Origin of the sequence: Microcoleus sp. CAWBG58 (assembly GCF_020883045.1) — a bacterium.
GTDB lineage: Bacteria > Cyanobacteriota > Cyanobacteriia > Cyanobacteriales > Microcoleaceae > Microcoleus.
The window spans coordinates 21545-35637 of record NZ_JAHRFA010000035.1; the positions used below are offsets into that span (position 1 = coordinate 21545).

The 14093-nt window shown below is 45.1% G+C and carries 17 protein-coding genes; 8 read left to right on the forward strand and 9 right to left on the reverse strand.

Annotated elements, in window-relative coordinates; translation table 11 throughout:
- Window positions 1-118: 118 nt before the first annotated feature.
- A complete protein-coding gene (locus QZ918_RS17055) occupies window positions 119-1381 on the forward strand; it encodes a bifunctional sterol desaturase/short chain dehydrogenase (RefSeq protein ID WP_293336990.1) in 1263 nt (420 codons plus the stop codon).
- A 131-nt stretch (window positions 1382-1512) separates the two neighbouring features.
- Here the strand turns inward: QZ918_RS17055 and QZ918_RS17060 are convergent, their stop codons facing one another.
- Window positions 1513-2112: a VOC family protein gene (locus QZ918_RS17060; RefSeq protein WP_293144617.1), complete on the reverse strand. Its 600-nt coding sequence runs from the start codon at window positions 2110-2112 to the stop codon at window positions 1513-1515.
- A gap of 120 nt (window positions 2113-2232) precedes the next feature.
- Between QZ918_RS17060 and QZ918_RS17065 the strand changes: the two genes are divergently transcribed.
- Window positions 2233-2637: a gamma-glutamylcyclotransferase family protein gene (locus QZ918_RS17065; protein WP_293336992.1), complete on the forward strand. Its 405-nt coding sequence runs from the start codon at window positions 2233-2235 to the stop codon at window positions 2635-2637.
- Window positions 2638-2801: 164 nt separating this feature from the next.
- On the opposite strand, the gene QZ918_RS17070 is transcribed toward QZ918_RS17065, so the two are convergent.
- From QZ918_RS17070 to QZ918_RS17080, 3 genes are all read right to left on the reverse strand, one after another.
- Window positions 2802-4073, reverse strand: coding sequence for an RNA-guided endonuclease InsQ/TnpB family protein (locus tag QZ918_RS17070; RefSeq protein WP_293336994.1), 1272 nt, complete (start codon window positions 4071-4073; stop codon window positions 2802-2804).
- 607 nt (window positions 4074-4680) lie between these two features.
- Window positions 4681-5406 (reverse strand): response regulator transcription factor, encoded by a 726-nt coding sequence (locus tag QZ918_RS17075; protein WP_293336996.1) that lies wholly within the window; start codon window positions 5404-5406, stop codon window positions 4681-4683.
- Window positions 5407-5542: 136 nt separating this feature from the next.
- Window positions 5543-6118: an ATP-binding protein gene (locus QZ918_RS17080; protein ID WP_293336998.1), complete on the reverse strand. Its 576-nt coding sequence runs from the start codon at window positions 6116-6118 to the stop codon at window positions 5543-5545.
- Window positions 6119-6825: 707 nt separating this feature from the next.
- Here QZ918_RS17080 and QZ918_RS17085 point away from each other — a divergent pair.
- A complete protein-coding gene (locus QZ918_RS17085) occupies window positions 6826-6987 on the forward strand; it encodes a hypothetical protein (RefSeq protein WP_293337000.1) in 162 nt (53 codons plus the stop codon).
- A gap of 118 nt (window positions 6988-7105) precedes the next feature.
- On the opposite strand, the gene QZ918_RS17090 is transcribed toward QZ918_RS17085, so the two are convergent.
- The 4 genes from QZ918_RS17090 to QZ918_RS17105 form a co-directional block, all read right to left on the reverse strand.
- Complete coding sequence (locus QZ918_RS17090) at window positions 7106-7708, reverse strand: anti-sigma factor family protein (protein WP_293337002.1); 603 nt, start codon at window positions 7706-7708, stop codon at window positions 7106-7108.
- Window positions 7709-7850: 142 nt separating this feature from the next.
- The gene (locus QZ918_RS17095; RefSeq protein WP_293337057.1) at window positions 7851-8510 is read right to left on the reverse strand and encodes a sigma-70 family RNA polymerase sigma factor; all 660 of its coding nucleotides are present in this window, start codon (window positions 8508-8510) and stop codon (window positions 7851-7853) included.
- 91 nt (window positions 8511-8601) lie between these two features.
- Complete coding sequence (locus tag QZ918_RS17100; protein WP_293337004.1) at window positions 8602-9093, reverse strand: molybdenum cofactor biosynthesis protein MoaE; 492 nt, start codon at window positions 9091-9093, stop codon at window positions 8602-8604.
- A gap of 45 nt (window positions 9094-9138) precedes the next feature.
- On the reverse strand, window positions 9139-9366 hold the full coding sequence (locus QZ918_RS17105) for a hypothetical protein (RefSeq protein WP_293158108.1): 228 nt from the start codon (window positions 9364-9366) through the stop codon (window positions 9139-9141).
- A 701-nt stretch (window positions 9367-10067) separates the two neighbouring features.
- Between QZ918_RS17105 and QZ918_RS17110 the strand changes: the two genes are divergently transcribed.
- Window positions 10068-10445 (forward strand): SH3 domain-containing protein, encoded by a 378-nt coding sequence (locus QZ918_RS17110; RefSeq protein WP_293337006.1) that lies wholly within the window; start codon window positions 10068-10070, stop codon window positions 10443-10445.
- A 140-nt stretch (window positions 10446-10585) separates the two neighbouring features.
- Here QZ918_RS17110 and QZ918_RS17115 read toward each other — a convergent pair whose 3' ends face one another.
- Window positions 10586-11566, reverse strand: a complete 981-nt coding sequence (locus QZ918_RS17115) for an aspartate carbamoyltransferase catalytic subunit (protein ID WP_293337008.1) — start codon at window positions 11564-11566, stop codon at window positions 10586-10588.
- A 626-nt stretch (window positions 11567-12192) separates the two neighbouring features.
- Between QZ918_RS17115 and QZ918_RS17120 the strand changes: the two genes are divergently transcribed.
- The 4 genes from QZ918_RS17120 (at window position 12193) to QZ918_RS17135 (ending at window position 14084) form a co-directional block, all read left to right on the forward strand.
- Entirely contained in the window at window positions 12193-12411 is a 219-nt protein-coding gene (locus QZ918_RS17120) for a DUF4327 family protein (RefSeq protein WP_293158117.1), read from the forward strand.
- 240 nt (window positions 12412-12651) lie between these two features.
- Window positions 12652-12954, forward strand: coding sequence for a helix-turn-helix domain-containing protein (locus QZ918_RS17125; RefSeq protein ID WP_293337010.1), 303 nt, complete (start codon window positions 12652-12654; stop codon window positions 12952-12954).
- The gene (locus QZ918_RS17130) at window positions 12955-13329 is read left to right on the forward strand and encodes a hypothetical protein (protein ID WP_293337012.1); all 375 of its coding nucleotides are present in this window, start codon (window positions 12955-12957) and stop codon (window positions 13327-13329) included.
- Window positions 13314-14084: an RNA-guided endonuclease InsQ/TnpB family protein gene (locus tag QZ918_RS17135; RefSeq protein ID WP_293337014.1), complete on the forward strand. Its 771-nt coding sequence runs from the start codon at window positions 13314-13316 to the stop codon at window positions 14082-14084. Before QZ918_RS17130 ends, QZ918_RS17135 begins: the two co-directional genes overlap by 16 nt.
- Window positions 14085-14093: the final 9 nt, after the last annotated feature.

Below are 14093 nucleotides of genomic sequence, written 5' to 3' on the forward strand. Positions count from 1 at the left end.
TGTAGTCAGGACTTTAGTCCGCATCAAAGAGAGGACTAAAGTCCTCACTACAAACGGTTTTTATGATGGTAATTAACGGGACATGATATAATATCTCAAATTTATAAATTCTGCGAGCATGGTAAATTACTGGATAGTCGGCGCTTTAGCAATAGCTTCTGTCTGTTGGGCAGAAATCATCCGAGATTTTTATCACGTCGCGTCTCATTATGTGCCGGCACTGCAAAAGCTGCACAATTGGCATCACCGCGTTTTCCGCCCGAATTTGACGCCCGTTAGCGAGACAATTTACAAGCAAGCGCACTGGCGTCACGATGTGCCCGAAGCTGCGGCGATGATGGTTTTGGGCTTGTTGCTGTGGGTGGCGGCTTATTTCTGGATGCCGGAATATCACTGGGGCGCAGCAGCGGGTTGTATTTATACTTTAAGCTTTTTGTTGAGTGCGATCGCCCGCGCGATCGGTATCAAAGGCGCAGACGAGTTAACCGACATCACCCACCAACCGGGAAACTTCCAAACTATCCCGGGTAAATGGTTTGTGAATAAACCTTACCACTGGAAGCATCATTTCGACAATCAAAATGCTTACTATTGCGGTACTTTCACCTTAATAGATAAACTTATGGGTACAGCACTTTCTCTCAAAGGCAAAACTGTCGCCGTCACGGGCGCATCGGGAACCTTGGGGCGTTTGCTTCTGAAACACCTGCACAAAGCTGGTGCAAAAGTTATCGCCCTCTCCTCTGGAAATGAGGAAATTAGTGTGAATGCAGACGGCGAGATTTTGCCTGTAAAAACCGTAACTTGGCACGCTGGCGAAGAGGCTGATTTAGCTAAATTGTTAGAAAAAATCGATATTCTCGTCATCAATCACGGGATTAACGTACACAAAGAAAGAACCGGAGAGGCGATCGCAAATTCCTACGAAATTAACACTTTTTCGGCGTGGCGGCTGATGGAACTGTTTTTCTTAACAGTTCGCACTAATGAAAATATAGCTTGCAAAGAAGTCTGGATCAACACTTCCGAAGCAGAAGTGCTTCCCGCTGTCAGTCCCCTGTACGAACTCAGCAAGCGAGCTCTCGGAGATTTAGTCACTCTGCGACGGCTGGATGCGCCATGTATCGTCCGCAAACTGATTTTAGGGCCGTTCAAAAGCAACTTAAATCCGATCGGCATTATGTCTCCTGACTGGGTAGCGCAGCAAATTGTCAAACAAGCTAAAGCCGATGTCCGCAATATCATCGTCACAATCAATCCTTTAACTTTGGTCGTTTTCCCAGTCAAAGAATTCTTTGTTTCTTCATATTTCCAACTCTTCAGCCGCAAGACAGTTGCAGAGATTAAAGCAGCGGCGACAGCGGAAAAATCCAGCGTTTAAGCTAAGATTAATTGACAAACCAGGTTCGTAGTGAGGACTTCAGTCCTCAGAATTTGATGCGGACTGAAGTCCTCACTACAAACCTGGTTCGATCGTTCGGACTTCAGTCCGCAAAACCGACAAACTCCGATCTAATTACTAACCTCAGCCATTTCTATAACTCGGCCATCATAATCCTTAACCAAAAAATTAAGCGGCTTTTCCCGGCGAATTTTATAACTAATCCCGCGAGTTTGTACTCTCATTAATAGCTGATCCAAACAATCGCGATCGAAACAAACATGACGTTCGCGATTTTTTTCGCCTGCGCCAGCCCCGCTAATAATATGCAGTTGCGTATTTTTCATCAACTGATACCACAAACCCTCGGGACTCCCCATCGTTTGAGAGCTCGTTCCCCTCCCGACATTGGGCGACAAATACAGGGGGTCGATACCCGTTGTCCCCAAGGTTTGCTCGTAATTGTAGTAGTAATGCAGCGGCACTTCTGCTACAGGGAGGCTTAGCATACCTTCATAGAACTCCCTCGCCTGTGCGAGATCCGATACCATCACCGTGTGTACCTTGGGAGCACTGGTGAGAAACATCCACATCGCCCCCGCATAGGCGGCTAGCAGCATCACCATGATCCCTTGAGTGGAAAACAAGCCGTCTAGGGGTAAGTCGGGCAAAAAAGAGCTCAGGTACAAGGGCCGAAGTCCAAAAGCAATAAAACTAACTGCTAGAGTCATGAATTATAAGAAAGGGTAAACAACGAAATTTATCAAGATTGCGGTCGCGATCGCCCGCGAGACTTAAACTATTAGCTTAGGCATCTAATATAGCAAAAACTAGCGATTAGGCCCTACCCGATGAAAGTCTTTGTCTACGGCACTCTCAAACCGGGGGAGTGCAACTATCTGCGCTACTGCGAGGGAAAGGTTGTGGATGCTTTGCCCGCGATCGCCCGCGGCCAACTTTTTGCACTGTCGATCGGCTATCCTGCAATGGTGGCCGGAGAGGGAATCGTCTGCGGTTTTCTCCTCTGTTTCGCGAATTCCGCTATTTTGGACGATTTAGACAGACTGGAAGACTATCATCCGCTGCGGGAACCGACCCAAAACGAATATCAGCGGGAAGAAATCGAAATTTGCGATCGACACCTCAAACCCTTAGGCACAGCTTGGACATACTTCATGTTACCCGATCGCGTTCGCGCTCTAGGAGGCATCTGGCTGCCCGATGGGACGTGGGAAAATCGGTTTTTCACTAAATAAGATAAGACGGAGGTTTCAACCGCGTCTTACCTTATTCTTCAACCCGCTCCCGTCGCGTGAGTGTTTGTATTGACGCGGTTTCAACCGCCCGGTATTCAGATCCCAAGCGTATTGCGATCGAATCTGTAACCGTAATCTCGAACAGATAGCTGGTAAAAGTATAGTCATTTATAGACATGAGAGGCTTCGAGTCCCTCCCCCTTCGCTTTTACTTTGAGCGGATTAACCCGCCTCGGCTGAACTACGCAGCTCCCTATCCCATCGCTAAAAGCATTTGGGATTGCTTTTCTGAGGATGTTGTAAGAACCATTAACATCGGAGTTAATTAATTTACCAACTGATGTTCTGTATAATCCTCTTTTGATTCGCCTGCCACTAAATATGACATTCGACGCATCAATATGTCCGTAAACAGGAATTGGATCTAGGTTCAAAAAGCTCGACTTAGAGGTGTAAGATTCTTCTTGAACTATCACTTTAATTCCCACCAATCTAGTTTTGTATTCCAACATCTCAATTAGTCTAGCGTGAGGAATACTGACAAAGTTTTGATTAGTTCGTTTGGACAATTCAATTCCGGTTTTCCACTGTGCATTTTTGCCAATTACTAGCGTCCCAATTTGATGCGCCGTCAAAATATCGACGATTAATCGGCTGGTGTGATGCAAGTAATTATCTACTTTTTGGTGGCGACACCGGGTCAAGCGTTGAATCCGTGATGAGTAGGAGCGATTTCCTTTTAATTGAGACTGCAATTGGGCCTTACGTTTGTTGTAGAACTGGTTAATTGACTTTAATGGTCGCCCGTTAATCAACAAAGGCATAAATCCCGGTTGATTTGAAGTTAGCGCCGCTAAATTGTCCAGTCCCAAATCAATACTAGCTACGAAGTTGTTATTGTTCGCGGTGGGCTCCGGTTCATGGTAAATTACCTCAATTACATAAGCATCGCATTTGGGAACCAATCTAACTTGACAGATTTGTTCGGGATTTATTTGGGTTTTGATTGAAATCTCAGTACCCGATAGTTTAATAATTCCACTCTTTAACTGCCTGCTACTAATCGCTTGCTTTGTATAAACCAGGATGTTTCGACCTTTTACTTTATCTTTGTACTTAGGTAGTTTGGGACGACCCGTAAATTTAGAGGCATCTTTTTTGTAAGCTTTGAGAGCTTCAAAAAATGATTTCCAGTTTTTATCTAACAACATCAAGATTTGCTGGCTTACTTTGGCGGGCATTGCCTTGTAAGCTTCGTGAGATTTCATCAAACGATTCATTTCGTTGTAATTGATGTAGCCCCATCCATACACAAAGCTTTGACGGATCGCATAATTGGCAGCATTGTAAAGATTCTTCGATTTGAAAGCTAGTTCGTCAATCTGAGCAAAACGGTGTTCGGTAGATTTGATGATGTGACGTTCTGTTAGCTGCATTCTGAACCTCCTTCTTTGGGCTCGGCGATTGTGGGGAGTAGTCAACTATAATCAAACGACTTTCTGTCTGTCATGCCGGATGTGGCAATGCCAGAGGGCTTGGACGCCTCCCCATGCGGTTGTGTAACTTATTATTGTTTTAGCGTAGTTTGATAGTTTTATTTTTAACATCCTGATTACTGGATACCACAATCGCTTATCCCTGCTTACAAACTGAATGAAGTTTTATAATACATTTAACCCGACAAATCCAGGACTAAGCCTGATACTACCCTGTATGGCAATACAGAAAAAGCTGCAAGCTCTCCTGTCAAGGAGGTATCTCTCAAAGCTTTCAACAAGATATTGAAAGCGCCATTTGAATTTCTGTCCACACTTTGAACTGGTTTTTGATGTTTATTCTTCCGTTATGCCTACTACAAAACTGCCATATTTAACAGCAGCTTGATGGTTCAACATTTGCTGGAAATGATAATGACTCAAAGTGACCATGGTCTTAGCTGTTTTAGTCGCTAAAGCATTTTTCTTCTCAGTCTACACTACCAGCTTTTACCTAATTATTCAAGAAGTTTCTAGAAAATCATTTACTTTGTATCAACAGTTTGAATCAACTGCGCCACAGCCCGATCGACTTTAGCCATTTTCTTGCGAATCTGGCTGATATAGCCTTTCTCAAAAAGATGAGGTATGGCTGACAGCTTACATAACCGCTGAAATCAAGAGGGCTCTCTTCCCAACAACGTCCGCGAATCTTTGTGAAAACCGCTATATGCACGTCCACCACTCTCTCTTCTGATGCGTACATCGATTTCCAACCCCAGATTTTTTCGATTATTTGTTGGCGGCTCCAAGATTCACCCGGATGACTTGCCAAAAAATGCAATATCTTAAATTCCATCGCTGTTAACCTGATAACTGTGTCGTTCAGTGTTACTTCCCGACGCGCTGGATCGATCGCAAATCGATCGAATACAATCCGTGATGGAGTCACACACCTCATGCGTCTCAACACAACTTCGATCCGAATTGCCAACTCCGCCAGACCAAATGGTTTGCAGATATAATCATCAGCACCTGCGGACAGAACTTTAAGTCGATCGGCTTGGTCTGTACGGCTGCTAACCATGACCACAAAAACATTAATACGGCGCTGCATTTCCTGGCACAGATGATAGCGTGTAGTATCCGGCAAATTCCAATCGAGAATTACTATCATCGGGTTGAATTCCTCAAATAATGCTAAATGAGTCTCGCCATCTGCGGCCGAATGTACCTCATATTTCTGATTCAACAATACTGCTGAAGCAGTCTCCCCATGTGCATTAGCAGTCAAGACAAAAAACTTTATTTAGGGTAAATTTAAAACTTAGGCATAGACCAAAGAAACCGGGTTTTTTCCTTAATATGCAGGTTACAAGGCATTTTTTCGTAAAAAGCCCGGTTTGTTGCCACCCGTGCGTACAGTCATGTTAGCGAAGAGTAAATCCCAGCTCGTTCCAGGTAAACGGACTTGTTTCTGCCAATTCTCCTTGCAATTTTGCTTCCAAGTCAAAGGGCTTCCCACAATCCCAAATTTTGATTTCTAGGCGTTCTGGAAATACTGTTATTTCTAACTCGATTGGAGTTGCTAATGGCAGGTCTTTGTGAGCATGGCGAACAGCATTTGTAAATCCTTCGATTGTGGCAAGTCTCCATTGGTGAAAAACTGGTTCTGGAATCGGTAGATGCTCTAATTGATCGACCCAAGATAAAACTTTATCAACCGCCTTGATATCAGAATTGCTTGTAAGGCTAATTTTTTGAAGTGGCTGGTTTGAACAGGCTTCGGATTCGGTATCTCGTTGTTTTGGAAACCATTTATTTAAAACATCGATCGGTCGCTTAACACCACTAGCTTGAGGGCTGTCTTGGGGTTGATAATGTTTCATCAGGAACAAACAGTTTCGACTGTCATAAGTGCGGGTATATGTTAGCTCATCGGCTATTTTCCCAAGGACTTTTATGCCTATCCCACCTGACGGAATTTCATCCATGTTATCTCTCATTAGATTGCTATCCTTTGTCATTATTTAATGGGTAATTTTTTAGTTAAAAAAGGAGTGGCTTTCTTAGACTGGAGTGCGAACATCTGGATCCCTGGAAATATAGAGCCAATTTGGCATATACAGGCTTAGCTGTGGGGGACGATCGCACTCAAGCACAAAAAACGAACGGTTTTTACGAAATAGGGATGCTCCCGTTGTAGTCCTTATCATTGTCTCTTGGTTGCTCGCGTCTTGACAAACTCAGTTGGCGATCGCTAAACCGATCGAAAACTGACATTGACAAATAAATAAGTAAATTATACAATGACGACCCTCAAAGCCTCTGAGGAGGGACGAGAAAGAATTAAGCAAGCTAGAAGTGAGAGGCGATGCACTATAGAAGAACTCTGATGGCTGGTAGAAGCGAGTCAAGAGTTAGAGCGCGATCGCCCTTGGACAGAAGTCAGGCCCTATGCCGATGGCCTCTGGCTGCCTACTTAGGGGCGTTGGCGATCGAGTTTAATTGCGATCGATCGCCCTCCCGTTCACCTTTAGACTGGAGACCCAGTAGAAATGATATAATAGCCAAAAGTTTTTAGAACAGTTGGCGATCGCATTAAGACCAAAGAAACCGGTTTTTTTGCGTAATCTATAGCCTATAAGGCGTCTTTTCGTAAAAAACCCGGTTTTTGACCACCCGTGCGTCCAGGACTGTAGAACTAAAGATCGTGCACATTACTCTAAAACCCGATCGCAATCTATTCAATGAAGCCCAATTCCAAAAAATAAGACGGCGGTTGAAACCGCGACTGCACAAACGAATTCCGCCTCTGCGGAATGAAGAAACCGCCGGGTATTCAACCCGCTTGGAGTGGGTTTTGTTTGTATAGACGCGGTTTCAAACCGCCAGGTATTCAACCCCCTTGGAGTGGGCTTTATTTGTATAGAAGCCGTTTCAACCGCCCGGCCTTCTTAAAAAATATTCCGTTATCGATCAAAACAGAAATTTTACTGCGCCTTGGGCGATGACTTGTGAGGGCTTACTACAGCTTTCGGAATATCCATCACCGGTGCATTCACCCCAAGCATCAAATCGTTGGGATTAACAATCTCTACTACAGGCTCGTTTAAAGCTACAATCAAACCGTCAGATTCAGCAGGAACGGGGGATGTAGCAAACTGGGGAGCAAACAATTGACGGCTGCCAGCGACACCAGCCACTGCTGCAACCAACAAAGCTGCGATCGCACCTCCACCCAAAACCCAAATCCGTTTCGTCTGGCGTTTCTCGCGCTGCACAATCTTTGCAGCCAAATCCTGTGCAGATTGTTCCGCAGCAGGTACGGGCATTGACCCAAAAGCCTGTTGCATCATCATTAGTCGCGAGTACAAACGCTTCGTCGTGGGGTCGTTTGTCAGCAATTCCTCAACTTCCCGGCGTTCTGCCGCCGTCACTTCGCCATCGATGTAGGCACTCAACAATTCAAAGCTATCCCGCATCATAGTAGTTACATTTCCTTGGGGATAACTGTTGTTACCTTGACTTTGGGCGAGCGAATCCCCAATACCTTGATGATTCTGATTTTTATCCGATTCAAATTTAGAATTCATATTTCACACCACTTGTAAAATTAGCGGAAGCATCTCTTCGCTATTAGAATGATTTACTGCTTATTTATATTGTAAAATAGAAGCTTTGATGTCACAGCAAACTTCACCAAATCTTCTTAACCCGCCTCGGAAATCACCCTTGCTAATGACCGTCGAGATATTTTTGCAATTGTAACTGCAACCTTTGGCGAGCTCTAGCAATTCTTGACTTGACCGTTCCGAGAGAAACTCCAGTCATTTCCGCTATTTCTTCATAGGCTAAACCTTCAATTTCTCTCAACACAATTGTCGTGCGGAATACTTCCGGCAAATCTGCGATCGCCACTCGCAACTGATCGTAAAATTCTCTGGTTGTCAAATCTTCATCCGGCCCCGGACTGTCGGCCGGAAGTTCCCAATCAATCTCCCCATCTTCCAGAGAACGGGGTACGTCTAACGACAGCGGAGTTCGCACCCGCTTGCGCTTGCGTAACTCATCGTAAAACAAATTAGTGGCGATGCGACTCAGCCAGCCCCGAAATTTAACTGGCTCTTGCAAGCGGTTAATATTGCGATAAACTCGAATCCAGACTTCCTGAGCCAAGTCTGCTCGGTCTTGCCAGTCAGGGGCCAGGTGATACAGAACCCTGTCTACGTGGGACTGATACCGCTTCAAAAGTTCTGAAAAGGCAGTGCTCTCAGGTCGATTTCCTTCCTGACACCGCAACACTAAGTCATAATTAGAGAGTTTTTCGGATGGCAATTGCACTCTTTGAACGGTCGCCACAACCGCAGACCAGGACACGGAAATAAATTCGCTCATGTGTGGAATTGGCTCATCGAACATTCCACTGTGTTTGACGCTGCCCGATCGCGATTGGTTCCTGGACTCGGAAACTGCGATCGACTTCTGACTAATGACCGGTAACTTCGCACGATCCAATACTAACCCAACTGCTAGAACCATCTGCCCAATGTTCCTTTTTCCAAATCGGTACATTGTGTTTGAGCGTATCTATGGCGTACTGGCAAGCTGCAAAGGCTTCCCCCCGGTGGGGACAGCCCACAGCCACCAGCACACTGATTTCCCCCACCTGCAAGTGTCCGACGCGGTGGTGAATGACCACCCGATTGACATCGACCCACTGGCGGCGCATTTCAGTAGCGATTTGCTGGAATACTCGCACGGCCATCGGTTCGTAGGCTTGATATTCTAACGAAACTACAGCTTGACCGTCAGTTTGGTTGCGGACTGTACCGCTCATCATTACCACGGCTCCGTTCGCTGGGTCATCTGCCAAAGTGTAGATTTCCTCTACAGACAAAGGAGCTAAGGTAATGGCAAAACTGTCTTTACTATTCCGTTGAGGAATTGTGCCGATCGAAAGCGCAGCGCTATAGTTCATTGCGAAAGAAATGGTGCTGGAGAACTCGATCGATCTTGACACAAATCAAGTCGCGAGCGATCGATCTTGCATCTTTGTCATGGATACATAAAAGTCAATCTTTAGCAAGATGTCTATGGCCCCGAACGGCTGTAACAGTGCGATCGGGTCAATATAACTCGCCCGAACCAAATTGACACGGTGCCCGAAGATGAGTAGGAGACTTGTGCGATCGAACAGTCGATCGGGCTGTAGCAACTCAATCAGTAAGCACGCAAAAATAAGCAGTATCATGCCCAACTCACTGCCAGCCATCTTCAACTCAAAGCGATGACTCTATTCCCTTTTGAATGATACAGTTAAGTTTAATTTAACCCCGATTGCGATCGGCGCAGTCCAAATTTTCAGCAGAAAATGTAAACTTTATTTATTTTTTGCTCCACCAAGCTACTTAAATGACATGATATACCTGTGCAGAGTTGAGCCAAATTGGCCTATACTCGGCAAAAGCAAGACGGTAACAACCTCCCTCTTGCGCCTGTTCTGACCAAAGAACCAGACGCAAGCCTTGGGCTACCGACACCGGAAAAAGTCCGTTGCGGTTTCAACCCTCTTGAATATTTCTTTACACACTAATCGAAATAGTTGTGTTAAAGTCACCAAAGCAAGTAGAAGAAACCATCTACGTCTTGAAACATCCTAGTACGGAGAAATCCCGGCAACTGACATATCCGACGCAAGAAGATTCGGAATAGTTAAAGAGCAAATAATGGCAGGTTGTAGAGCGTACAATATCTTTTGGCTAGCGATGGTCTGAAAGCGTCAAAAAACTATACGCAATGTTTGGAGAAATCTAAACTGAGTGGGTAGGGGCGATTTGATAGCCACGAGTGAAAATCCAGATTCGGATTTATCAAGAATCCCTTCGCCTTTAGGCATGGGGAGTATAAAGTGAGTTTGCACGAAAAAACGTTAATCACAATCACGAGGAAACTATGGAAGCACTAGCATTGAGCCACTCTTTTGTTGCTTATGAATCTCCAGAGTCCGAGCTCCAACTGGAATTGAAAATTCCTAAATCTGCCGTGGTAGGCGTTGCAGGTCTGGCAGTAGCCCTGTCTATTCTGAGTGTGAGTGGCGAAGCGCAGGCAGGTTGCCACTACAAGCGCTGCGGGGGCGGTCACCGTCATCACAGCTACGCCGAAGTTGCCACCAATGGTGGCAGACTGAATATCCGCCACCGAGCCACTCGCTGTTCTCATGTCATCGGCAAGTTATACGATGGAGACAATGTGAAATTGACCGGTCGTTACAGACACGGCTGGGCACAGCTCAAAGGTGGCGGCTGGGTTTCTACTGCGTGGCTTGACTAATTCTTAACTAGAGCAATTTACATTTCTAGAAAGAGTTTGAATCGTTACCAAGCTGGTCTTGGTAACGATTATTTTTCAAGAGGCCTTTGATGGTGACAAATAATCAAAGATCCGAAGTTATATCGTTAACAACTGAGAACCTAAACTTTACCGCCACCGATCAAATACAGTAAAGCCATCCGCACCGCTACGCCACTGGTAACTTGCTGAGAAATCAGGCTAAATTGCGGATCGTCCATCAAATCCGAGCTAATTTCCACGCCGCGGTTAACTGGGCCCGGGTGCAACACCTTCACATCCGGCTTGCAAAGTTTCAGCCGATCGCGCGTAACTCCATACAAAGCATGATACTCTCGTAAACTCGGCAGCAAATGCTGGCTCATCCGTTCCTTTTGCAGCCGCAAAGTCATCACAAAATCAGCATCGGCCAAAGCAGGTTCAAGCTGCCAGTGCAAAAATAACTTACCTTCCCTACCATTGCCACACTCAGCAAACAACAGCGGCAACAAAGTCGGCGGCCCGGCTAAATGAACCTCAGCCCCCGAAGCCGTTAAACTCCAAATATTAGACCTCGCTACCCGGGAATGCAAGATATCCCCCACCACAGCAATTTTTTTGCCCGCTAAAAGTTCTAGTCGCGGACGTTCGGCATCTAACAAAGAACAAATAGTAAATAAGTCTAGCAAACCTTGCGACGGGTGTTCGTGCTGGCCGTCTCCAGCATTGAGAACGCTGACTCTCGAACCCAAGCGATCCATTTCTGAAGCAATTGTACTGGGAACTCCAGCCTGTTCGTGCCGGATCACCATCAAATCCGTTCCCATCGCCAGATAAGTCTTAGCCGTATCCAGAATAGTCTCCCCCTTCGTCAGAGAAGAACTTCCCGGTGTAAAATTCAGCGTATCCGCCGACAGCCGCTTCGCCGCCAACTCAAAACTGTTGCGAGTCCGAGTAGAAGGTTCAAAAAACAAATTCGCGACCACTTGACCCTGCAGGGCCGGCACTTTCTTGGTGCGGCGGCCTAGCACTTCCCGAAAACTGGCGGCAGTTTGCAGCACCGTGTCGTATTCGTCGGAGGTAAAATCAGCCAGAGTGAGAATGTGTCGCCTTTTCCAAGTCATACAATTTTAGATTTGAGATTTGGGATTTACGATGATGGGTTCGGAACTTACTTGCACGCCTGTGTCGGGCGGTCTACAATGTTCGATCGACAGTCGCGGGGATGCCGATCAACAGTATCCAACAATTTTTGACCACCTTTGCCGTAAGTAGAGTTATAATTAGTAGATGTCGGATCGGACTCCCCTCTCACAGCAAAGCCAGCGTTGAAGCTGAAACAAGTGCGTGGGGTTTAGTTTACTCGCCCGAAAGCCAAAATTAAGCTGTAGCAGCGCTCAAGCAGTAATTGCAGTTTCTCGGAACCTCAGCCTTGTCAAAAACCAGCCTTCAGCAGCCATTGCATCTGCTATTATGTAGAAATAATCAAGGAGGCAAACCTCCTACTGCCGATCGACAGCATATAGCGGGACATTCCAAAGATGATTAATTCTTTGCAGTCGGTCTTGACTCTTCAGTCCTGCTTATAGCCCCTTGTCAAAATGAACTGTGTTAAGATACAAGTTGAATATGTAGCTTCCCGACAAAAATCTACACGTATCTTGGCGAGACTGTTCTTGGCGAAACTGCGGTAATAAGTGTGCGCTGGGAAGTGGTAATTACACAAGATTTAAACAATTCAAGAGGTATTATGAGCCAGCAGGTTATACAGCCGATGGTTAAGTTCCAACGTCAGGTGCATTCTCTCGTCACGTCTGGCATTATCCAGCCAACAGACAGCATTTGGAAAATAGCTCTACTTTATGGAGATGAATGGCCTTACTGGAAACAGCAGCTCCTAGAGTTTGATTTTTCCATGCAAGACCCCGTGAGCGAGTTGATAGCTGTAGAAGGTTGGGACGAGGAATAACAGAGGAAACCGACGACTTTGGTTGGGGGAGAAATTAAAATAAAAAAGCGATCGGCTAAATTTCATCAATAAATTTTCCGTCGCTAACTTTTTCCCTCTTATCTCTTCCTTCTGACAGTTGATAGTTGACAGCTTGTCTGAAGAACACAAAGTCGTTTTTCATATTTCTTTTGATATCGGTGTTGAATTTCGGGCATACACCAAATATACTGTGGGCAGGTCGAAAAAAGAAAATTTCCAATGCAACTCACGTACAAATACCGCCTCAAACCCACAAAAGCCCAATTAGGAACAATCACTACTCACCTAGAACTCTGTCGCCGTCAGTACAACTACCGATTGAGTGAAAGATTTAGATGGTGGGAAGCGACGAGAACACCTGTTAACGCCTGCCCCTTAACTGCATCCATAGTTTCTGTCGAGGAGATTTATCAAAATATTCCTTTGACTAGAGTGCAAACTAGAGATGGTAGAAAGAAGGATTCCTCAGGCAATTCTTTGACCAGGAAAGGTGATGTTTTTTCAAACATTGAGAGTGGTTAGGTGCAGTGGCAAACCATTCAGTTAGCGGATCTGAAAAACACTAAAAAACTGTTTTCTGATTACAAAGCCTTGAATTCCCAGGTTTTACAGGATGTGGTTAACCGAGTGGAAACTTCCTTTTCAAACTTCACCACGCCTGACAAAAATGGCAATCGCAGAGGCAAACCTAAATTCAAGGGATTCCATTACTACAAATCTTTTACTTATCCTCAATTAGATAATTTAGATATTATCAAGGATGAGCAAAATAGAATTTGTGTTAACCTAGCGAAGATAGGTCAAATACCGATGGTTTTCCATCGTTCAATACCAGCAGGATTTAAAGTTAAGACGGGGACAGTTATCAGGGAAGCAGACGGGTGGTATATTGCCTGACGCTAGAAGATAAGACAGTTCCCGTAGCGGTTGCAGAAATTCAACCGACTGATAAAAACACTCTTGGTATCGACTTGGGGATAACCAATTACGTCTATTTTTCTAAGGTTGAAAGAGTTGAGAATCCTAGATTCTTGAGGAAGTCGGCTCAGAAATTAGCAAGGCTTCAAGCAAAACTAGCGTCGAGAGTTAAAGGTTCTAAACCCTGGAAAATTATCAAGGACAGGATTTATAGGCTGCATCAATTTGTAGCTAGGGCGAGACTTGACTTTCAATTCAAAGTTGCACATGAGCTGTTTGGCAAATGCGATGTTTTGGTGGTTGAAGACTTGAGTCTCAAGAATCTAACTAGACGTGCCAAATCTAAGACTGATATCGAGGATGGCAATTTAGTTTACTTGCCGAACGGTCAGTCAGCTAAAAGTGGCTTGAATAAATCAATGCTTGATGCTGCTCACGGTCAATTTGCTAGTGTTCTCAAGTATGTCGCTTGGAAATTGGGTAAAAATGTTTTGTTCGTCGATCCAAAGGGAACTTCTCAATATTGTTGGAACTGCCTCAACAAAGTACCGAAAGAATTGTCTCAGCGGTGGCATTCTTGTCAATGCGGTGAGTCTTTGGATCGAGATGAAAACTCAGCTAAACTTATTAGAAAAATTGGTCTGAATCATCAAAGTGGCGGGGGAACTCCGTCACTCAAAAAAGCCTTTGCAGAAAAGGAAAAAGAAGCCTGCGGTCTAACGGTACTCCGTTGACCGTCAGGT